Below are 21,368 nucleotides of genomic sequence, written 5' to 3'. Positions count from 1 at the left end.
CGCTTGGGCTGCTTTTCCGATTTGTGGGCCAGAGAGTCCTTGAGCATATTTTGTGCTATTCGCATTGCTTCGAGGCTATCTGAAAGGGTGCCAGTCACCGCCTCCAAGGAATCGATCCGATGGTTCAGGACGGTTCTGATTGAGTCCAACTCACGCCGGGCATCGTTGGTTTGCGCAGGGGGCTGGCAAGCGGAAATGAGGGCGACAAGACTAATTGCGGACAATAAGTTTCTGAGTTTCATACTTTACACCTTTGGTTTTTGCAGTGACAAAATACATGCCATCGGGAAGATCGGCAACGGGAATCTCGGCATACTTGCCTGAAAACGTGACTTCTGCGAATACTTGGCCTTGCAGGTTGGCAACAACGATTGTCCCGATCAAGGTATTGGGGAAATGCGCAACGACACTGTTGGTGTTGCTGGCAGGGTTAGGGGCGATCATGAATTTTAGGGCAATGACGGGTGATGTTATCCCAATTGCGGGAAGCGAGTCGCCCAATTCCGCTATCCAGGCATTCACACCGCTCACCTTCCCGAAATGATTGGGCGCAAGCCCAAACGCATGTGCGCCAACCATCCAGCACCGTCTAAACGGGTCGCTGTACCGCCTTTGTATGCAGGTATAGTCTCCCCAACGCTCCAATGAATCCCAAGGTGCCACAAGGTCTTGCCTCAAGTCCAATATTCCGAGGCCAGCCTTCACCGAGGTTGGCGCAAGGCTCCAACCCGTGCTATCGTAATTCACCGCACAGATTTCAGGAAATTGGTTGGGGCCAGTTCGCAAGAACCCGATCAAGTAATTTTCATCGGTGGAATCCACGCCATAGCAAGCAATGGAAGGCCGTAGGAAATTCTCGCTGTTGGCAACACCATCAAGTTCAGAGTGCGTGAACGCATTGGTCGTGACATTGATGTTGGCATAGACCAATTCCGCCCAATCTTGGTTGCTTCTGGTAAATACGAAATGCAGCTTGTTGTTTTGAAAAAGGGCATACTGAATGTCGCAATCCAAGACTGATATCCTGTCGCCTCCATTTCCGCCAAGCTGCGAGGCATAGCTTGGCGTGGCATAGAAGAATGAAGGGAGGGTCGAATGGCCAAGAAGCTGCGCGTTCGGGCTGCCAATGCTTCCATTCAGCTCAAACCAAAAGAACTTGGAACTCCCCGACGAATAGTTCTGGACGAGATAGCAAAGCGTATCGTAGGAATCACCTTGGAGCGCGTCCATTGCCGGAACAAGGTTGATGTCCTTGCGATTATCTGCGTTTTCGATGTTCTTCCATGATCTAAATGCAAGACCTTGCGCATTTGCATATCCACTGCCCTTGTCGATCTGGAAGACAACATTGGTCACACCTGAATTCGTTCCGGCATTCGTGTCACGTTTCTGGATCAAAAGCGCCACCACTAACTGGCTTTTGCTGACTGCGATATTTGGATAGTCAAAGTAGTACATCGCCTCACTGGCAGAGGTGAATATGCTGTCACAATTGATTTGGTATTGATACCACTCGACCGTATCCGCAACCAAGGGCTTCGAGAAACTCAGCAGCATCCTAGATTGCTTGTAATCGTTGGAGCGGAAAAGCGAGACAAAAATGAATCTGTTTTCGTAGCTGTCGTAGATCACCCTGGGATCAAACGGATCACGTTTCATGGTGGTGTCGCTGTAAAACTTGCCCAACGGCAAGCCAAACTGTGTGATCGTGTCCCCATTCTCCTTGAAATAGGCGATACTATAATTGTCTGCCGACACGATCAGCCCATCATTGGAGATCGCCACTGTATTGTCCGAGGGAGTGCCGCCCGTGAGGTGGTTTCCTACAAAGTTTCGGCCCACGTTCACCATGAAGCCATTGGTGCCCGAGGTTTTCGCGCTGGTTTCGTTCTCGTCCCCAACATTGTAGGGTGGTAACGGATTCGGGTCGTCGCCCATCGTACCTTTCTCGTTTACAGTAAAGGTCGGTGCAGCGGGCATCCAGTTTGCAGCTTGTTGCAAGTGGTAAGCCTTGCCCATTTCAAAGTCCGTGCGAATGGTTACGTTTTCGTTTTGCGCCGCAAGCCTGCCCTGAAAGATGGTCACTGCCAGCAGGATAAAGTGTAAAATTCGTTTTCCCATAGTATTAATCGAGGTGAATTGATCTTGCGTTTTGGGATCAGAGGCATGAAATCCGAAAAACCTACATCTTGCCAGTGGTTGGCTTAAAGGTTCCTCCCGGAAGCTTCCCGTCCCTGTTTTTTGGGTCAAATAAAAGTCCCAAAAGCTTATCCCGCCTTCCATCTTCGCGAAAGTGTCTGCGTCGGTCGTGTCCATCACGATGATTCCTTTCTTCTTTTTCAGGTCGGCGGTCGCAGGGTCGCGGTCCTGGAACAGTCTTCCCTTTGGGGATGTCTCCCCACCGCATCCAAACACCTTGCCGCAATGCGGGTCGATGGGCTTGCCGTCCCAGATGGGAGTTTCCATGATTCCCGTGACTTGGTAGGCTGGTTTGGGCGCTCCATTTGCTGTGTCGTTTTGGGCTACAAGTGCCATTGGCACTGCTACCAAAATCCACAAAAGGAGTAGTATAATCCGTTTTTCCATAGTGAACGATCAAAGACTAATACACAAGGTTACGACATTTACAAGGCTGAGGCAACATGCTGCAAACACATGGTGCATTCATCGTGCCGATTCCATAACGACAAAATCCGAGTTGCATTTGATTCCGCGCCAACTGGTCGGAAATCGCTTGCAGCCGCGCCACCTGCCCGTTTCCTTTTATTCGGTTCCGGCAATCCCACGCAATTGAATTTACGGATTGGCATTGACAATCGGGGCATTGCCAAGCAGAAGCACCTTCCCTTTGGTTTCAGAAAGTCATGCTGTTTCCTCGAAATCAGTCGATTGCGAGGAAGGATTTTCCGTGCAATCACAGAAGATTCACACCGATGGAGAAAGGGCGATTCATCCAGGCGACCACATTTGGCAATTCGGGTACAGTTTACCGCCTCCTACTTTAGCATTTTCTTAGCTTTTTCCTGCCTTTATGAAGGTTTTCATAGGCTTTTCCGAGGCTTTTCTTGCGGTTTTCCTGCGGTTTTCCAATGCGATTTCAATTTTTCGCGATATTTACCCAATGCGGAAAATGAACCGCATTCGGCATGGGACGTGGACTTTTGAGCGAGGCTGAGACAGCCCGCCTGAAATGGCGGGGCATACCCGACAGGCAGTTGCTCGAACTGGAGGCAAGGCAGCGCAAGCGCGTCACCGCGCTTGAGGAGATGCTGCATCGGGAGCGGGAAGAGCTTGAGGCGATCATCGATGCAATGTCAAGCACGCCCTTGCAGCACGAAGTGGAATTCGGAAGCGTCCATGCCCCGGCGGGGTACTCTACGCGCATGACTTGGAAGGACAAGATCATCCTTGTGATGACCGAGGCCAAGCGGCCCCTGCTCGCAAGGGAGATCGGCCCGGTGTTGGTCGCTTGGGAACCGCTCTTCCTGCAATCAATGGAAGTGGACAATGCGGTCTCCGTCCACCTTTCGCAGCTCGTCAAGGCTGGGGCGGTTGTCCGGCAGAAGCGAAAGGGGCGGGGAGCATACTTATATTCCGTCGCCGAGTGACAAGCTGCCATCACCAACCGCAAAACGGCCTCTCGAAAAGGATAGGAAACGTATGGTGGATGGATGGTCAAAACAGAGGAAAAGGATAGCAAACACATAGCTTTTGCAAGGAAAACAATAGGAAAGGCATAGGTTTGGCCCAAACGAAAACGGCGATGCACCTTTCAGGCAAGATGCATCGCCGTTTCGTTTGCTGTGGACGATCACATGGCCCGCCTGTACTGCACGAGCATCGCCGCCAATTCGGTCGGCAGCACCAAGCCGGGGTTCTCCTCCACGAGATCGACCACCAAGCCCATGAGCTTGCGGTCTGCCATTCCCGTCGGGCTTGCGGGTTCGTCGTCCCAAACGTCCATCGCCCTGTCGAGGTCGTAGTCTTGGGTCTTGACATATTTCTCCGTCACGACGACCGATGAATGCCCCAACAACTTCGAGACTTTCTTGATGTCCACGTTCATGGATTGTAGATGGGATGCAAAAGTCCTGCGGAGGTCGTGCCAGCTCAGGTACTTCTCGATCCCGAGGCAATCCAATATCTTCCTGAGATTCGTGTTCATCGAGGAGTTGGTCATGATCGGCGCATCGAACAACGAGCCTCCGTTTTCCAGCGACAACACCGAGCGCAATTTCTGCGTGATCTTGATGGTTTGTTGCTTGTTCACCTTGCGCATCGTCAGCTTGAGATGGGTGTCTGTGACCGTCATCTTCAGTTGGTCTTGGAATTGGGCGATGTCACTGAAACGGAATCCCGAGTAGATCGCCGCAAGCACCTGCTGCAACACGTTGTGGAGCTTGATGCCCTTCGAGCCTTTTGGAAACAAATTCAGGAGTTCCTTGCCCTCGTAGGCCTCATGCAAGCGAGCGATCTCAGATTCAGAAAGGATGTTCCTGTTCGGCGTGACCCATTGGAGCCTCTTCCTTGCCTTGGTCTCATGCCTGAAAACCTCCATCGGGTTCTTGGTGATGAAGTTTCGCACGAGCGCATCGCGAAGGTATTTCGAGAGGAACTTGAAATTGCCGACGATTGCATTCTGCCCTAAGCCCTTTCCTTTGCCCTTAACAACCCTTTCGCTGCCCTCTATTTCCAAAATTCTCGCATGTGGCTTAATGTGTCGTAGGTATTCCTCGTAGCCCCGCAACCATTCGGGCGTAACCTCAGTGAGCAATACCTGTGGGTCGTAGGCTCGGATTGCCCGTAGGCAGGAGCGCCATTTGATGAAAGTGCTTGCCCGAACCTCCGCACGCTCATCCTCCATCCGCGCCTCGATGTATTCGACCAGCGTCTTGATGCCAGTGCCTTTCCAGCGCTGCCCGATCATGGCATGGGTCACGGCATGGCCTTGGTTGCCCAAGTCCTCGATGATGCCCATCATCTCGCTCAGTTTCCCAAGCACGGTCATCTCCAATTGCCTCGAATTCGGATTTCCCTTTGCGTGCTGGATGCGCATTTTCTTTTTCTCGGCACCCGACTCGTCGGTCTCGTGAACCCAATACTTCCGATCCATGTATACTTCGGGAAGAATGTCGTACAATTGTGGCTTTCCTTGTACGCGCACTTTGAGGTAGAACCTGCTTTTTCCGTCCTCCTTCCGTTGATGGGAAGTGTCCAGATGGAGCAATACGGAAGTCTTCTTTTTGCCCGCGATTCCTTGATTTTTTTGATTCATAATTCTATCGTTTTTCTTTCCAAACTGATTCCGAGGGTCAGCGAGACGGTCGCAAGACTTGGAATATTGATAGAATTGGAGGCAAGAAAGCGGCCAAATTCGGCGTACAGGGCCATTTCTGGAAATGTCGGAAGATTCTTTAGTCCCGCTGGGGTCGATGACTCGGGAGGAGTCAAATGTTGGTGGGGGGAGGCAAATGTTTAATTATCATTTTCATCAATGACTCTAGCGGAGTCAAATATTGCTATGGCAAATACATATTCTCAAATGCACATTCAAGTTGTCTTTGCGGTAAAATACCGCGAGGCATTGATCCACGCCTCGTGGGAGGAGGAGCTTTACAGGTACATCACGGCGATTGTCCAAGCCAACGGCCAAAAAATGCTGGCCATCAATGGCATGCCAGACCACATTCATTTCCTGATCGGATTGAGACCCGAATGCCGACTCTCCGATTTGGTGCGCGAAGTGAAAAAATCGAGCAATGCCTTCATCAAGGAACGCGGATTTTCAAGACATGCTTTTCGATGGCAGGAAGGATTCGGAGCCTTCTCTTACAGCCGTTCTACATTGGACATCATCATCAAATACATCATGAATCAAAAAGAGCATCATCGCAAAAAGTCCTTCAAGAAGGAATACATCGGCTTCCTCAAAAAATTCGAAATCGAATACAAGGACGAATATCTATTCGATTGGATCGCAGACGAATGATTGGCTCCTCAAAATTCAGCTGGAGGCTCCTGCACGCGGGACGCGGTTGGCTGCAGCATCGGCGTTTCGGCGGGAGGCCTACGCCTCCTATGATCTACATAAACCCTTGGTGTACACCTCCACGATTTACGCGTGTGTTGTAAAATCCCGTTTGGAATCCACAAGAATGTCATTAACTTCAAGCTTTTAACCCTCTATTTCTTAACCAATCATGCCTATGTGCACAAGAATCTCTTTTAAAAAGTCCATTTTGATGGCTGTGTTGTCTGTTGGCTCATTTATTAGCGGCTTTGGACAAACACCGTGGACAACAGGCGGCAATGCTCCAAGTTCCAACTGTTTTATTGGAACAACAAATCCCACACCACTGGTTTTGAAGACCGACGGCACCGAACGACTGAGCCTAAGTGCCACTGGAACGGTCAGAATCTCCTCGCTTTCCTCAACCGATACGGCCAGCGTGATTGTGATGCCAGATGGCAGTCTCGGAAAAGCAACCGATCCAGGCACGGGCGGTGGAGATTGCAACCTTTTGATCTGGGATGGCGATGGGAATGCCGCTGGTCCAGATTGCTTCATCGGTACGACCAATCCGATTGCATTTCGTGTGTACAGCAACGGGATTGAGCGGATGCGTGTCACGCCAGCGGGCAATGTCGTAGTACAGGGTGCAGACGCTAAGGCAGCATTTCAGGTTTATGACCATATGGGAGTGACCTTCAACCGTCAGGATCTTGGCGTCAGCGATGTCGTGCGGACCATTGGGTTCAACATGTACCAAAATGGAGCGACACAGCATCACTACCAACTTGGTACCGCCGCAAAAATGGAATATCAATCCGCCGCTGGGATACTGCAATTTAGTGTGGCGCCATCCCAAATCGCTGATGCGACGGTGTCTTTTCCTGAAGGCCTACAGTTAAATGAGCAAGGTGCGGTCGGCATCGGATCTTCCCCAGCAATTGGGACACGACTTTTTGTACTCGGCACGACCAAAGTGGCGCAAGCAACCAATCCTGCGAACTTCGTGGCGCTCTCACACAATGGTACCTTTGGGCGTGTCGAATCAGTAGGTGGGTCAGGTAGCTTGGCTTTGGTTTCAGCCAATGGCTCCACTTCCATTCAGCAAGCGTCAAATGCCAACAATGCAATGACGATTGGGCACAATGGCACAGACGGCTTCCTTGAAACTGGAGGTAACCAAAATTCAAAGCTTAAGGTGAACATGCAGTCCGCAAAGACTGTGCAATTTGGTGGGGATATCCTTGTTGCTAACCACATTGGTGTCGGCACAGCGAATTTTTTTGAGGGGAACCGAGAATACAAACTCTGTGTGAATGGTCATATCCGTGCAAAAGCGGCCCACGTTTATCCAGCTTGGGCAGACTATGTATTCCAATCAGATTACAAACTGATGCCACTTTCTGAAGTGGCCGCTTTCATCGCGGCAAACGGTCATTTGCCAGGAGTTCCAAGTGCAGGTGAGGTAGCCATGGAAGGCATTGACCTTGGTGAAATGCAAGCAAAGTCTCTTGAAAAAATAGAAGAACTGACTTTGTATTTATTGGAATTGAAGGCAGAAAATCAGAAGATCATCGCCACCAACCAAGCACTGCAACAGGATGTCGATGCCCTCAAAAAGGAGATCAAGCAATGAGAAACCTCATCTGCACACTATGCCTTCTGCTGTTGTTTGCCACTGCTTGGGGACAGACTGCGGAAATCGTGCTCAAAAATGGCATCAAAACCAACTTGTTGGGCCCGGTCATGGTGATACGTGCAGGTACCCTTCAGTTTTTTTGGTGGAATGCGGACTTGAGGTATGAACGGAAGATGCCGAATATCCAATACCTTTCCATGGTAGGCGAGGTCATGTTTTCGAAGCGTCCAGACGTGTTTTCAGTGTATAATCCGAATGGCAATTGGATGGATTTTGCAGTTTCGCACCAAATGGACTTGAACCTGCTCGCGGGTCCACGATTGACAAAGGGCCTGATCAAACGTGATGGCTTCGGTCTAGGTTTGTATGCTGAACTACGAGCAGGAATCGTCGCAAGTCATGCCAAGTTTCAAGATGCTGGAGGAATGACGGACTATGGCCGAAAAAATCGATTGGGCGCGACGGCGCGCCTTCGTGGAGGTGTAGAATTCCGCATCCTGAGACGAATCGGCTTAGAGATCTCAGGCGATGTGGGACCTTATCGACTGCTAGGGTCGGATATTTATAAGATAGATGCCTATCCCGAGGTAAGTCTTGGGGTATGGTTTTGAATGGAGGATGGATATGCGTAGGATAGCGAAATGTTTATTGCTGATTGTCGTTGTGACGATCGGAGGAAGGTGCTTCGGGCAAGAACCCGTCAAGAATAGGCGCAATGCGCTGAAAATTGATGTTTTGGGAATCTATTACCCAATTTATTCTGCACTAAATAGGGCCAATCTTCGTTTTTCTGGAGAATTTCAACGCACAATTCGGGATTCAAAGCACATCTCATTTCATATCGATTTAGAATATCGAAACAAGTATTACGAATTTGTCAGATTCTTTGAATGGCCTTCAAATAATCCTCCAATAGAACCACGATTTCTAGACGGCCGCACCCACCAAAATGACCTCTCCCTAATTTTGGGTATTCGGTTTTGTGGATACTTTGGAAGTGATGTCAAACGAGTCAATTGGTTCATTGATCCAAGAACCGCAATCGTTTGGCGTCATGCCAAATTATATCCTTCGGACGTCGGCCTTCCCGTTGTTTTTCTTAATGAGTTTGGAATCTCTCCGCGACTTCGTTCGGGAATAGGTATGAGGTTGACCAATCGTCTGGAATTGGAAGCATCCGCTGAAATTCTAAATCAAAAATACATAGGCAATGGGAATCGGAAATGGCAATTTTGGCCAGAGCTGAATCTTTGCTTTCAATTCTAACTTTCGCAAAAATCACCCGTAATTTACACTTTGCAATGAAAGGGTCGCACAAAATCTCAAGACACATCGTAGTCCCTGAAAAACTACTTGCTTTGTTATCCTTTGTCCTTTTCTTTGGAATCCAAATGCAAGGTAATGGACAACCGACCAATCTCATCCGGAATCACAGCTTTGAGAATGGTGACAACAATTACCTAAGACATACTTCAGAACTAGATGCACATTGCGCTAGATGGCGACAATACAAACAGACTACAACTGACTGGTTTTACAATGCACCTGGTTTCGTTCACGGCGCACTGGGCTGCTTTGCAGGGGAAAATGTATGGAACAATCTGCCAGCCATTCCAAATGGCGATGGACCACACTATGCTGGCGTTGTGAAGTTTACCCCTCCTCGAGGCGAAGGATTGCAGCAGAAAATGGCACATAAATTACGCCACCGCACCTACCACTTTTCCTTCGATTATTTTATCCCCTGCGACACTAATCCATACGTCTTTGATCTTTACTTTGGAACTGGAATCAACGATACCAGCTACCATGTAATACATGATACACTTGATCGTCAGCTCATGGGGCAGTGGCATACTTATGACTATACATTTACAGTCCCACCTCCCTATTCAAATCGATTTGATTGGTTTGTTTGGTTATTTGACGGGTACTATGACACGATCGTAAGGACCGGAGGAAATGCATCAAGCTACCTTTTTGTTGACAACTTTCACGTTGACGAGTTTCCGGTAACCTGCTCCTCATGCGATCCAAATGGTTTGATTTCATGGAACAATAACAGTGCAAGACCCTATATGACTCCAGATGGCGATGGTATTTTTGATGAATGGGTGCTCAGCAATATCAACAACGTGAGTTGGTACACCATGGAAGTGATCGACAGGTGGCAGCATACGGTTTACACGGATGTACAACAAAACGTAAATGGATTTGAGGATTTATCTCTGCGTTGGGACAATCGCAATGATGCCGCTCAGTTCTTAAATGTCCCGAACTATTACCAAATCGTCGTAACCTTGGGAAATTGCGGAACACAAATTTCACAAAGGTATGATTTGTTTACCCTCTATGACCATGCCTATGATACCTTCTCCATTGCCCCAAACTACGTGCCCCCACTTTTTGGACTCGAGCCTTCGCCGACGCATTATCAAATATTGCACCTGTATGGTGGCCCTTACTACGGTACCCACGACTGGTATGCTTGCGACTCGATCATCATCGGAAGTGATGAAGCCATCAGAGTTCCCTATTTCTGGGCTGCAAGTACCAGCAACCTTGGCTTTCATTTCACCAATGGCTTTGACACGAGACCTGACACGGATTTCAGAATAGATTCTGGCGCGGATGTCGACATTGTTCCAGAACCCGTCGCCTGCTGTCCTCAGCTTCGCCTTGCCAATCCTGAATTGCCGAACCTACATTCAGGTGACCTCGATGCGCTTACGCAAGAAAGTTTGGGAATCGACCCTGACAACACTGAAACCCTTCCATCCATCAAGCAGGAGGTTCACGATGATGCATTTCAACTCGCAGTCTATCCCAACCCAGCCGACGATGTGGTTCACATCAATATTCATCTTGCAGACGCCGAAATTGTTAAAACAACATTGCTGAATGCCGCTGGAATCGAGCTTCTTCGAATCCTAGATGGCGTTGCATGCCCAAAGGGTGACCACTCGATTTCAGTTTCATCCGTTTCACTTCCGGATGGGCTTTACTTCGTTCAAGTACAGCACAAGGCTGCCACGGTGACAAAGAAGCTAGTCATTCAACATTAACAACCTTCATGCTATTTCGATGCAGACAATGTAGGTAGTAAATTTGAATCCAATTTGATTGCGAGGACTCGAGTGACTTAGTAAGCTCGAGCCTCATAAAATTGCTGTGTCGACCGGCGAATGACTGTACCGTTTGCTTCGGGTACCACAAAACGTTAGGCCATCCTCAGATCGGCGATGCTAAATACCTGGTGCGGAAGCTGTTCCGAGTATCCGAAGCTGCCGGACCAGACCACAGCACCAAACTTGATGCAATTTCAGCACAATCGCGATACGGCAACATTGCCACTCAATTTTCAGATCAACGAAGCTAATTACCGATTGCGATACTTTTTCGGAGAATCGGAAGCTTCCGGACCTCAAAACGAAAGGCAAAGCCGCCCGAACTCCCTTCTCCAACGCCTTCCAAGTCTCTGACAAAGAAGGCGTTGGAGAGGGGAAAGGGGTGAGGCGATGAAAAATGGCGGCAAGCCGCCAAATCAAATACCCCCACGCCAAGGCGCGGAAACGTGGGAGGAGAATCACTAGGAGGCCAAAATGGCGGCGACGGAAATGGCGGCGGCACCGGCAACGGTGGCCCCAACACCACCCTCTAAAACCGCAACAAGAACCTGGTCAGCCGGCGTGCAGTGCCGCATGACTTCCGACCTGAAACAGCTTCAACAAGAACCGCAAACTTCCCGATCTTGCAGTGCGCAGTGCTGCATGGATCCCTGAAACATGGAACACTTCCACCGAATTGTTTTTCCCATCAATAAAAAGCCCTCGATTAGGGCTTTTGTTGTTGTTGTTGTCGTTGTTAAGCCATATTGGCGGCCATTCCCCCCTCAATCCTTCCCGATCACATTGCGCTTCACCCTTGCGGGTTTGGCGTCTGCTTCGGGGGTTTCTTTAGCCTCTTTAGCTTCTTGGGCTGCTGCAGCCTTTTCTTCGGCGGCTTTGGCTTTCATCTTTTCCTTTTTCTTGAGATAGCCCTTGAGCAAAACGCTGTGTTTGGCGGCATCCATATTGTCCTTAAATCCTCCGGCACCTTCTTTGAGGTTGACCAAGGCGCCTTCCATTTGCTCGGAAAATGCACTGTCAAACAGCAATTTGCCGATGGCTCCGTTGCCCGCTGCCAGGTTTTCCAGAATAAACGCAAGGTCCTCCGTGATGATGACAGCATTCTCGCTTGTCCTTTTCAAATCGACCATCACGTCGTCAAAACCCACCTGTTGCAAGGTTGCAATGAAATCATTGTTGGCTACTTCCGACATGCCCGGCTTTCCCGCCTTGATGGAAATAATCTTATCCCCCACCAAGCCATCGGAAGCCACGATTGCAACGGCATTTTCCTTGATAAACTTGCGACTCCGCTCCGCAATTTGCATATCGACTTGCACTGTGGTATCCGTGACTTGTTCGATGGATTCGATCACCCCCACATTGATACCCGAAAACCGCACATTTCCCCCGACTTGAAGACCTGCGATATCGGTAAATACTGCACTGAGCCTGAATGTTGTACTAAATAAATGCTGCCTTGAGCCAATCATGTAAATCGCTGCGATCAGCAAGACAATGCCGACAGAGACAAATGCACCTAACTTAATATTGTTTCCGGTATTCTTTTTCATAGTGAATTAAATTCTATCGTTAATCGAAAAAGGAGCTGACCCATTCATCTTTCGAATTGGAGAGTTCCTCAAAACTGCCTTCGGCAAAGGCCATTCCGTCTTTGAGAATGATGATACGGTTGGCAGTAATCCGCGCGCACGCCACATCGTGGGTAATGATGATGGACGTCGCATCGTACTTTTTCTGAATGTCCAAGATCAAATGACTGATTTCCCTGGAGGTGATCGGATCCAATCCCGTGGTGGGCTCATCATAAAGAATAATCTCTGGATTGAGGATCAATGTGCGCGCAAGGCCCACGCGCTTGCGCATACCGCCCGACAATTCGGAGGGCATTTTGTCAATGGCCGCTTCCAAGCCTACATCTGTCAATGCCTTTAAGATCAAGGCCTCCAATTCCGCTTTGGGCATCGATTTACGGCTCCGTAAGGGAAAGGCAAGGTTTTCCCGCACCGTCATCGAATCGTACAATGCGCCACTCTGAAAAAGAAAGCCCACGCGTTTGCGCAATTCGTTGAGGCCGTCCCCATTGAGCAACGCAATATTTTGGTCTAACATTCGGACAATTCCCTCATCCGGATCGATCAATCCCACAAGACATTTGATCAAGACAGATTTTCCGCTGCCGCTTTTCCCGAAGATCACGAGGTTTTCCCCCTTGGCGATGTTCAGGCTGAAGTCGCTCAAAATCGTTTTGTCCCCAAAAGATTTCTTGAGGTGTTCTATTTCTACGACCATTGCTTTCTGTTCCATTAGGTTAGGATACTGGTGATTTGAACGGCAATGACATCGAGCACGAAGACGGAAATCGAGGCAGCTACAACCGCTGAATTTGCGGCTTCACCGACACCTTCGGTGCCTTTGTTGCAAGTATATCCTTTGTAACAGCCGATGAGGCCGATGGCAAACCCAAAGAAGACGGTTTTGATCAGTGCTGGAAAGATGTCGCTGAATCCAATGGCATCAAATACCTGCGCAAAAAACAACTGAAACGTGACCTCGCCAAGGAGGTTTACACCCACAAATGCGCCATACATCGAAATGGAGCAGGAAATGACCACCAATAGCGGCAGCATCACGGTGGCGGCCAAAACCCTTGTCACCACGATATACTTAAATGGATTGATGCCTGACACTTCCATCGCATCGATTTGCTCGGTGACTTTCATGGAAGCCAATTCTGCACCAATCGAGGACCCCACTTTTCCAGCGAATATCAAGGCGGTAATCACCGGCCCGATTTCCCGCACAATGGAAATGGCCACCATCGCGGGTAGCCAAGAAACTGCACCAAATTCGGCAAGGGTGGGCCTTGCTTGAATCGTGAGTACGACCCCCATAATGAAGCCGGTGAGGGCCACAATCGGCAACGATTTGTAGCCGATGACGAAACATTGCTTCAGGAATTCTTTGAATTCATACGGCGGTTTAAGCACTTCAATAAAGTACTTAAGCAGAAACCACGTCAACTGCGTGATCGTGAGGAAAAACGCCTTGACCACTGCGATGCCGCCTGCAAAGGGAGATTTTTCCTCCTTTGCAGGCGCAGCAATGGCTTCTATTTTTGATTCAGTAGACATGTGTTAAAATCAAGCTTGGAACAATGTTGTCGAATGCAAATCAAGAAAATTGTTTGGGACAACTTCGGACTACCGCAAGGGTGGTTTAATTTTGTGCAATCATTTTACCCGACTGAATTACAACTCCGTTACGCGTGAGCCGGTAGAAATAGATCCCCGTTGATACCGTTGTCATATCCACACGGGTCACTTGATCTTTGAGGGTAGAATGCATCACTTGTTTGCCCATTGCATCCAACAATTGCCATTCGAAGTTGGCGTCCTTTTCCACCTGATCGAGGCGCAACACCAAGGTAGAATTGAATGGATTGGGATAAACAGACAATACACTTACGCCTTGTGCAAAGGTCAAGGCCTGCACGGTAGAGTATGTCGCCAACCCGTCTTGATCTACTTGCTGCAACCGGTAATAATTGTTGCCAGAAGCCGGTGTTTCATCCATAAAAGTATAGGCAATCATAAGATCGCTGTACCCGGCAGCAAGCTGCTTCCCAATCGTTTCAAACTTGATCCCGTCCAGGGAACGCTCCATCAAGAAATAGTCGCTATTGGATTCTGTCAATGTTTTCCAAGTCAGTTTTGCCACCCTCCTGCATCTGCTTTTTCCGCTTGAAAGTCCACCAAGGCAACGGGCAACAATGCGGGCGCACAACTGTTGATCGTATTTTCATTCATTGCAATTGCACCTTGCACCGTAAGTGCTTTTCCTTCCAAGGTAGCGCCCACCAAGAATGTCATTTGCCCATTGGCCAAAACAACGCCTTGAAATGCAGAATTGTCACCAAAGGTCACCGCCCCGTTGATCTGCCAGTAGATATTGCATGGCGTGGCCGAATTGAGCAACAACACTTGAGCACCTAAACCAGTGCTCAAAGCGCCATCGATTTGAACGATGAACACGGCATTGGGATCCCCTTGGGCATCAAAGGTCAAATCGCCATTGAGTATAGCAGCGGCGCCAATACAATAAACGCCCGGGGTCAGCACCTGTCCACCACCGAGCCCAGTCCCAAGAACTGTCCCGCAAGGATTAGCGACCAGCTCGGTATAGGCAAGGTTCACGTCCACTGCAACCTGTGCTGAAACCGGATCCGCCACATGGATTTGGCCGATCACGATGGCAGGCGGGAAGCCGTTAAAGGCACCGACGTTTGTCCCTACGTCGCCTGTGATGACTGTATTTGCCAGATTGTCAATGGCACCCACCGAGGTAAACAAACCAAAGGTTACCGCTGTCCCCAAATTGGGAACCTGGGCTTGGACGAGCGAGAAGTTGAAAAAGAGGGCCACTGTGGCAATTGCGAGATGTAATGTTCTTTTCATAGCCTTTCTGAGATTCATGGCGCAATAGGTAAAGCGTCCTTACAAAGGTGGCGGAGTTGAAAGTGGTTTATGTGATACAATCGCATGGGAATGTTGCAGGTTTCACGGATGAAGGCTGACATTGTATCTTCTGTATCAAAGCCTTTGCGTGGATGCTGTCTCCCTAAGGAATAAGTTTTCAATACCTTCCAATCGTATGCTTGTCCTTTTGACCCCCTATAAACCGTCAATGGCTGCCCGATATTTCGCGGGCAGCCGATTGAGGGATAATCTGAATAAAATGAAATTCTTATTGCGCAGGGATGATGTCGATGATCACCGTGCGGTTGTAGAAGCGTTGCTCAGGAAGACGGTTGTCAAACTGGGCCTGATCGGGGTTTTCACCAAAACCATGGGACTCAAAGATGACATCGGTTCTACCGGATTTTTTCAAGCCTGCTTGCATGATGCTCTTGACTTCAGCGGCTCTGGCAATCGACAGCGTTTCGTTGTAGTCCTCATCACCGATGATATCGGTATAGCCGTGGATGATGACTTTGCCACCTTGTGGAATCTTTGGATTCACCACGTCGGTCAAGTACTTCTCATACATCGCCACTGCTTTGGATTCGTTGAATTCAAAGATGACGCTGAAGCGCTTGGCTTCTTGATTCACCGCAGGTTTCCAGAGCACCATGTGGGCATTGGTGTACTTCTTGACAGTTTCGCCATTTTTCTTGACGCCGATCATCGTGATGGTATAGTCACCTTCAGGACGGGTTCCGAGGATGGATTTTCCAGGGATTTTGATTTCGTCCTGGGTATAAGGACCAAACTTCTGCACGGTTCCTTGCTCGTCGATCACGTCAATGGACCATGAGGAATAGGCATTCTTTTGCGCCATCCACTTTGAAGGTCAAATAGCTTTCGATCGGTGCATCTTGGACACTTACAATCTCGACGGGCTTCAAAGGAGCACCCGGGCCGGATTGGAATTCCATCAACAAGACCGGCGAACCTGACTCGATGGTGACCCTGCGGTCGCCTTCTTTGAGGAGCGCCAAGTCCTTGGTGCCGCCTGTTTGCGAAGGTTTAACAGGCTTGCTGCGGCCTTCGACTTTGATCCGGTCGATGTTGATGCCAAAGACATCGACAAGGTAGGTCTGAATCGAAGTTGCCATACCCAAACCATCCTGTGGACCTTGTTCGGATGAGCCTACAAGTGTAATGGTTGTGTTTGGGTTCTTGACCATACGATCACCCAAGATGTTCAAGATATTGTAGTAGACGATCATTTGGCGGCTCGAGCGGCCACTCATGTTTTCAGGTGTATTCAATTGCACCTGATCTTCCTTGAAGTCCTTGACCTGATCCTTGCGGAGGGTCACGTAGCGGGCAGGAATTTTGGTCGAACCCAAATCAAAGAAGACATAATTGCGCAATGGGAATACCTCACGTACAGTCCTTTCGGCGGGGATATTGGCAGGGGCGTTCACAGTGAATTCCACTTTAGGCTCTACCACCTCGACGGCGATTGGCTCAGGTTTGATGACCTCCTTAGGGGGTTCAATCAAACGACCACGACCCAACTTGAGTGCCACACCGGCACGCACAGTGGTGATATTCCAGGTTTCAATCGTGCGTGGCTCCTGACCAAAATAAGGCTGATAGGAAGCGAATGGCGACAGTACCCACTGTGTATGGCTGTTGCGGGCATTCAAGTGAATGTCGTAGCCTGCACCAATTTGTCCAGAGATCAACAACGGCTTCATGTCGCTGAGTTCGCCAATTTGATCAGGCGGGGCAACTTGCTCAGGGTAATCGGGATTGGTTCCTTCTTTGTACACAAACTTATTGCGCACGTTGTAGGAAAAGCGTGGACCACCGAAGATGTAGAAGTCAGACTTCCACGGCGCAAAGCGCAGGCTCGGTTCGGCAGTGATGTAACCGACACGCACGGCCAGGTCACGTGGACAATTGCAAGGCGAAAACTCCTGATTGTATTTACCCCTGCGGCTGTCATATCCTGCCTGCAGCATCAAGCCCCAGTTGGAAGTGGCGCGGTGGTATTCGATCAAAGGGGCAGCATACACACCCAATCCAATACCCGAATGGAAGGCCATTGGGGCGACAAGATCAGACGTAAGGCGTTGGGTCGAACCTTGGTAGAAGTTCAGGTTGCCGCCGCCTGCGAGGCCAAACCACCATGATGCGGGGGTATATTCGGGCTTTTGCTGTGCAACTGCTGTGCTTTGCAAACCTGCGACGACCATGCCGGTCACGAGCAGGCTTCTCGTTGCGAGGCCCAATCGGGAGCACACTTTGTGTGCCCCCTTGGTGAAAATATTCTTGACTTTCATAATAGCGTTGGATTAAGGTTTGGTGATGATGTTGGTGCTAGTCATGACAACCGCGCCGTTCCTTGCCAACATGCGGCCTTGGGCCACAGCATCGGAATTCATGGTGATGGAGGTCAAGGCAAGTACGTTGCCCTTGAAGATGGTGAAGTCACCGATGGTGGCCGAAGAGCCCGTCTGCCAGAAGACATTCTTGGCTTGGGCACCGCCACTCAGGATGACGTTTCCACCGGCGCCGCCGACGGTCGTGAAGGCTGAGGAAACTTGGAAAATCCAGGTTGCATTGATGTCGCCTTGGGCATCCAAGGTCAGGTCACCCGATTGAATCATCAAGGTCGAGGTACTCTTGTAAATACCTGGCGCCAAAGTGGTGCCACCAATGTCGCCTGAAACCGTGACCGGAGCAGGGCTGCTTGCGCCTTCAGCTGCAAGATAGGCATTGGTCAGGTCTTGCTTGGCCTGAATGAGCAGGGCAGCAATTCCAGGAGGCGAGACGTCGTCGGAGCAGTAGATCGCACCGTTGATGACGACCGCAGGCGGGAATCCGGTGACGGATGAGCGCACGCCCGGGCTGATGCCAACATTCATATCATGGATTTCGCTGAAGCCGGCATTGTTGCTGATACCAACACCTGCGAGGATACCATAAGCGTCTGCCGAAGCAAGATCAACGGGAGGTGGTCCAAGCGGCGGCACCGTATTGAATGTCCAAACATAATCATTTACCATGTTCACGTTCTGGGCACTTCTTACACCATTGGTGACGGTAGCGGTATAGGTTGCATTCGACTCCAAAAAGGTATTGGGCGTAAACGTTGCTGTTGTACCGCTGTAGCCAACCACACCCGGCACCACTGTGACGCCCTTCCTCAGGGTAAAGGTCAGGGTATTGATGGTGAGCGGATCCATCGGCACGCTGAAGTCAGCACTGACCACTTGAATCAGGGGAACGTTGGTAGCCAAATTGGCAGGGATCGTCGAGATCACCACCGGCGGTGGAATCACCAAGGTGGTAAAGGTCCAGACATAATTGGTCGCGATCGGAATACTGTTGGCTGAGCTTCTTGCTGCCGTGGTAATCGTAGCGGTGTAAACCGTTCCCGAGGCCAAGTTTGAGGTTGGTGTATAGGAAGCAGTGTTGCCGACATAAGTCACAGCACCGGGAACTGTCACCAAACCTTGCTTCAGCGTAAAGCTCGAGCCGTTGATGGTCAAAGGATCCATTGCTTCGCTGAAGGTTGCCGTGATCACTTTGTTGACCAAGACGCCCGTTTCATTGTTGATCGGGTCGGTCGAGATCACGGTCGGTGGTGGAATCACGATCGTGGTGAATGTCCAAACATAATTGTTGGCAAGCGGCACGCCCGCGGCGCTTGTGGCCACCGTCGAAATCGTTCCCGTGTACAATGTGCTTGGATTCAACTGCGTCGTCGGTGTGAAGGTTGCGGTGACACCTGAATAGGTGACTGTGCCCGATACCGGAATCACGCCGTCTTTCACCGTGAAGCTGATGGTGCCGATCGTGGCAGGATTCATCGGCTCACTGAATGTAGCGGTGATGATTTGACCGCGCAGGACACCGATGGCATTGTTGGCAGGGACCGTTGAAATGACCATTGGGGCTGGAATCACAACAGTGGTGAAGGTCCAGACATAGTTGTTTGCCAAACCGATAGCGGCCATATTCTGGGCGCCTGTGGTGATTGTGGCGGTGTAGACAGTGCCGGCGAGCAGGTTGGTGGTCGGGGTGAAGGTGGCTGTCGAACCGGAATAGGTTACAGTGCCTGGTACAAGCGTCAAACCATCACGCACCTGCATGGTGGAACCGTTGATGGTCGCAGGATTCATCGGCTCGCTGAATGTGGCCGTGATGATCTGGTTCTGCGGAACAGCTGTCGCATTGTTCAGCGGCACAGTAGAAATTACCGTTGGTGCCAAAATTGTGCCCGTGGTAAAACTCCAAGATGTGTCTTGAGCAATGGCGACACCGGCAAGGTTCTTCGCGCCTACCGTAATTGTTGCCGTGTAAACCGAGTCAGCGACCAAGTTGGCAGTGCTTGTAAATGCAATCGTAGTGTCGGTATTGGTAACCGTTCCTGCCACAATATTGCCGCCCATTCTCACGGTGAAATTGGCCGCTGTCAGTGTTGCAACATCCATGGGCATGCTAAATGTAGCTGTCACCACTTTGTTGAGCACGACGCCGGTTGCACCATCTGCTGGATCTGTAAAAATCACCATCGGAGCGACCAATGCGCCCGTGCTGAAGCTCCAGATATAATTGGTCTGCAGGGCATTGCCTGCTGGATCCTTCACCGCAGTTGTGATCTTTCCCACGTAAGTGGTATTGTTCAACAACGGACTCGAAGGCGTGAAGGAAGCAGTTTCTCCCGCATAGGAAATTGTGCCGGCCACAGCAGTTCCACCTTGAATGGTGAACGATGCCTGTGTAATGGTGAGCGGATTCATCGGCTCGTTGAAGGTTGCGGTGATGACTTTGTTCAAGGCAACGTTGATCTCACCGTTGGCTGGACTCGTCACGAGCACAACAGGACATTTCCCGTCGACTTCAACGAAATCGTCCTTCTTACAACCTACAAATAATGCCACCCAAGCTATCGCAAGGATGGGAAAGAGTTTTCTTAAATTCATTTTCTTCAATTTATTGCGTCTGAAAAGGGAATCAAGTGTCTGAAGTTTGACACGCTACAAAATTGCGTCTCCTGACAACGGCATTGCTTACAGAAGGCATGCGATGATTTGCATAAGTCACGGATGTGTTTGTCCCAAAATTGCGGGCATGAACCAAGTGGTAGCGCAATTAAAAAAGGGCCGCAGGTCAAGGATTCCCTTGTACTTTTTGCGACCCTTTTTCAGCTTCTACCAAGGTCAAGTTGACCAATAGTTCGGTGTTTCGGTGCCTCAGGCCCATCTCCCGATGGCTACGCGCACGTCGGTAAACTGCGCGACAAAATGCACCAAATGCTTATTGAACACCACGGGATTCTCCATATTGGCAAGATGACCCGCATGGTCCACAACGGCCAAAACCGAACCACGGATTCTGCCATGCATCAATTGGGAAGCTTCAAGTGGCGTAATTTGATCCTCTTTCCCCACCAAAATCAGGGTGGGAATTCCGATTTCCATCAATTTGCCACGGGTCTCCTTGCGGGCGGCCAAGGCAAACAGGGTATTGCAAAGGGATTCGGTAGAGGTATTGACAATCATTTCGCGCACAGCCTCTACCTCCGGACGGTGTCTGACAAAGGACGCAGGCGCAAATAATTTGACCAGGATTTCATCCGCGTAGGCTTCCACCCCGTTTTCCAAAATCCGGTCCATCGACGCAATGCGCTTCTCCCTGATTCCGGGCGTGTCGGCAATGCACTGTGTATCACTCAATATCAGTGCTTCAAATCGCTCGGGAAAACGCTCCACCGCATTGAGTGCGATATAGCCTCCCATGGAAAACCCAAACAGGATTACTTTTTCCAGTCCCAAGGTTTCCATAAAGCAGAGCAAATCGTTCACAAACATTTCGATGGAAAAATCTGCGGTCCCGGATTCGGAGTCCCCATGCCCGCGGATATCGTAGGCAATAACCCTGAAGTCTTCCCTTAGCGCCTCCAATTGCGGAGCCCACATCGACTTGTTGAGGGGAAAACCATGAAGCAGAATCATCACAGGGGCATCAGCTGCACCGACGTCATTGTAACTGACCACCAAACCGTTGATGGTGACTTGCTTATTCATTCCTTCGATGTGGAAATCAGAAGCATCGTGATGGGGAGGATT

At 49.9% G+C, this 21,368-nt stretch carries 14 protein-coding genes and 1 pseudogene; 5 read left to right on the top strand and 10 right to left on the bottom strand.

Annotated elements, in window-relative coordinates:
* Positions 1–210: 210 nt before the first annotated feature.
* The gene (locus IPN95_16645; GenBank protein ID MBK9450998.1) at positions 211–2,535 is read right to left on the bottom strand and encodes a T9SS type A sorting domain-containing protein; all 2,325 of its coding nucleotides are present in this window, start codon (positions 2,533–2,535) and stop codon (positions 211–213) included.
* 611 nt (positions 2,536–3,146) lie between these two features.
* Between IPN95_16645 and IPN95_16640 the strand changes: the two genes are divergently transcribed.
* Positions 3,147–3,608, top strand: a complete 462-nt coding sequence (locus IPN95_16640) for a hypothetical protein (GenBank protein ID MBK9450997.1) — start codon at positions 3,147–3,149, stop codon at positions 3,606–3,608.
* Positions 3,609–3,811: 203 nt separating this feature from the next.
* Here IPN95_16640 and IPN95_16635 read toward each other — a convergent pair whose 3' ends face one another.
* Positions 3,812–5,275, bottom strand: coding sequence for a site-specific integrase (locus IPN95_16635; protein ID MBK9450996.1), 1,464 nt, complete (start codon positions 5,273–5,275; stop codon positions 3,812–3,814).
* Positions 5,276–5,521: 246 nt separating this feature from the next.
* Between IPN95_16635 and tnpA the strand changes: the two genes are divergently transcribed.
* The 4 genes from tnpA to IPN95_16615 all read left to right on the top strand — a co-directional run bounded on the left by tnpA (position 5,522) and on the right by IPN95_16615 (position 10,714).
* Positions 5,522–5,989, top strand: a complete 468-nt coding sequence (gene tnpA / locus IPN95_16630) for an IS200/IS605 family transposase (GenBank protein MBK9450995.1) — start codon at positions 5,522–5,524, stop codon at positions 5,987–5,989.
* Positions 5,990–6,206: 217 nt separating this feature from the next.
* The gene (locus IPN95_16625) at positions 6,207–7,646 is read left to right on the top strand and encodes a hypothetical protein (GenBank protein MBK9450994.1); all 1,440 of its coding nucleotides are present in this window, start codon (positions 6,207–6,209) and stop codon (positions 7,644–7,646) included.
* Positions 7,643–8,260, top strand: coding sequence for a hypothetical protein (locus IPN95_16620; GenBank protein ID MBK9450993.1), 618 nt, complete (start codon positions 7,643–7,645; stop codon positions 8,258–8,260). The genes IPN95_16625 and IPN95_16620 overlap by 4 nt, the downstream gene beginning before the upstream one ends.
* Positions 8,261–8,872: 612 nt before the next feature.
* A complete protein-coding gene (locus IPN95_16615; GenBank protein ID MBK9450992.1) occupies positions 8,873–10,714 on the top strand; it encodes a T9SS type A sorting domain-containing protein in 1,842 nt (613 codons plus the stop codon).
* 827 nt (positions 10,715–11,541) lie between these two features.
* Here the strand turns inward: IPN95_16615 and IPN95_16610 are convergent.
* From IPN95_16610 to IPN95_16575, 8 genes and pseudogenes are all read right to left on the bottom strand, one after another.
* Positions 11,542–12,330, bottom strand: coding sequence for an MCE family protein (locus tag IPN95_16610; protein MBK9450991.1), 789 nt, complete (start codon positions 12,328–12,330; stop codon positions 11,542–11,544).
* Between the two features lie 19 nt (positions 12,331–12,349).
* The gene (locus IPN95_16605; protein ID MBK9450990.1) at positions 12,350–13,084 is read right to left on the bottom strand and encodes an ATP-binding cassette domain-containing protein; all 735 of its coding nucleotides are present in this window, start codon (positions 13,082–13,084) and stop codon (positions 12,350–12,352) included.
* Positions 13,084–13,911 (bottom strand): ABC transporter permease, encoded by an 828-nt coding sequence (locus IPN95_16600; protein ID MBK9450989.1) that lies wholly within the window; start codon positions 13,909–13,911, stop codon positions 13,084–13,086. The genes IPN95_16605 and IPN95_16600 overlap by 1 nt, the downstream gene beginning before the upstream one ends.
* 85 nt (positions 13,912–13,996) lie before the next feature.
* The gene (locus IPN95_16595; protein MBK9450988.1) at positions 13,997–14,473 is read right to left on the bottom strand and encodes a T9SS type A sorting domain-containing protein; all 477 of its coding nucleotides are present in this window, start codon (positions 14,471–14,473) and stop codon (positions 13,997–13,999) included.
* An 11-nt stretch (positions 14,474–14,484) separates the two neighbouring features.
* Positions 14,485–15,234 (bottom strand): DUF3494 domain-containing protein, encoded by a 750-nt coding sequence (locus IPN95_16590; GenBank protein ID MBK9450987.1) that lies wholly within the window; start codon positions 15,232–15,234, stop codon positions 14,485–14,487.
* A 289-nt stretch (positions 15,235–15,523) separates the two neighbouring features.
* Positions 15,524–17,573 (bottom strand): annotated as a pseudogene (locus tag IPN95_16585) (outer membrane beta-barrel protein).
* 12 nt (positions 17,574–17,585) lie between these two features.
* Positions 17,586–20,222, bottom strand: a complete 2,637-nt coding sequence (locus IPN95_16580; GenBank protein MBK9450986.1) for an Ig-like domain-containing protein — start codon at positions 20,220–20,222, stop codon at positions 17,586–17,588.
* A gap of 270 nt (positions 20,223–20,492) precedes the next feature.
* The gene (locus IPN95_16575; GenBank protein MBK9450985.1) at positions 20,493–21,326 is read right to left on the bottom strand and encodes an alpha/beta fold hydrolase; all 834 of its coding nucleotides are present in this window, start codon (positions 21,324–21,326) and stop codon (positions 20,493–20,495) included.
* Positions 21,327–21,368: the final 42 nt, after the last annotated feature.

This window comes from Bacteroidota bacterium, assembly GCA_016718825.1.
In the GTDB taxonomy this organism is placed as follows: Bacteria; Bacteroidota; Bacteroidia; order J057; family JADKCL01; genus JADKCL01.
Note: the sequence above shows the minus strand (reverse complement) of the source record. Positions and strands in the feature narration are given on the sequence as shown.

Excerpts from the sequence above, each read along its gene's own strand:
- IPN95_16640 (MBK9450997.1), top strand. The coding sequence starts at position 3,147 with ATGGGACGTGGACTTTTGAGCGAGGCTGAGACAGCCCGCCTGAAATGG.
- IPN95_16620 (MBK9450993.1), top strand. The coding sequence starts at position 7,643 with ATGAGAAACCTCATCTGCACACTATGCCTTCTGCTGTTGTTTGCCACT.
- IPN95_16590 (MBK9450987.1), bottom strand. The coding sequence starts at position 15,234 with ATGAAAAGAACATTACATCTCGCAATTGCCACAGTGGCCCTCTTTTTC.
- IPN95_16580 (MBK9450986.1), bottom strand. The coding sequence starts at position 20,222 with ATGAATTTAAGAAAACTCTTTCCCATCCTTGCGATAGCTTGGGTGGCA.
- IPN95_16605 (MBK9450990.1), bottom strand. The coding sequence starts at position 13,084 with ATGGAACAGAAAGCAATGGTCGTAGAAATAGAACACCTCAAGAAATCT.
- IPN95_16645 (MBK9450998.1), bottom strand. The coding sequence starts at position 2,535 with ATGGCACTTGTAGCCCAAAACGACACAGCAAATGGAGCGCCCAAACCA.
- IPN95_16600 (MBK9450989.1), bottom strand. The coding sequence starts at position 13,911 with ATGTCTACTGAATCAAAAATAGAAGCCATTGCTGCGCCTGCAAAGGAG.
- IPN95_16610 (MBK9450991.1), bottom strand. The coding sequence starts at position 12,330 with ATGAAAAAGAATACCGGAAACAATATTAAGTTAGGTGCATTTGTCTCT.
- IPN95_16635 (MBK9450996.1), bottom strand. The coding sequence starts at position 5,275 with ATGAATCAAAAAAATCAAGGAATCGCGGGCAAAAAGAAGACTTCCGTA.
- IPN95_16575 (MBK9450985.1), bottom strand. The coding sequence starts at position 21,326 with ATGAATAAGCAAGTCACCATCAACGGTTTGGTGGTCAGTTACAATGAC.
- IPN95_16625 (MBK9450994.1), top strand. The coding sequence starts at position 6,207 with ATGTGCACAAGAATCTCTTTTAAAAAGTCCATTTTGATGGCTGTGTTG.
- tnpA (MBK9450995.1), top strand. The coding sequence starts at position 5,522 with ATGGCAAATACATATTCTCAAATGCACATTCAAGTTGTCTTTGCGGTA.
- IPN95_16615 (MBK9450992.1), top strand. The coding sequence starts at position 8,873 with ATGGCAATTTTGGCCAGAGCTGAATCTTTGCTTTCAATTCTAACTTTC.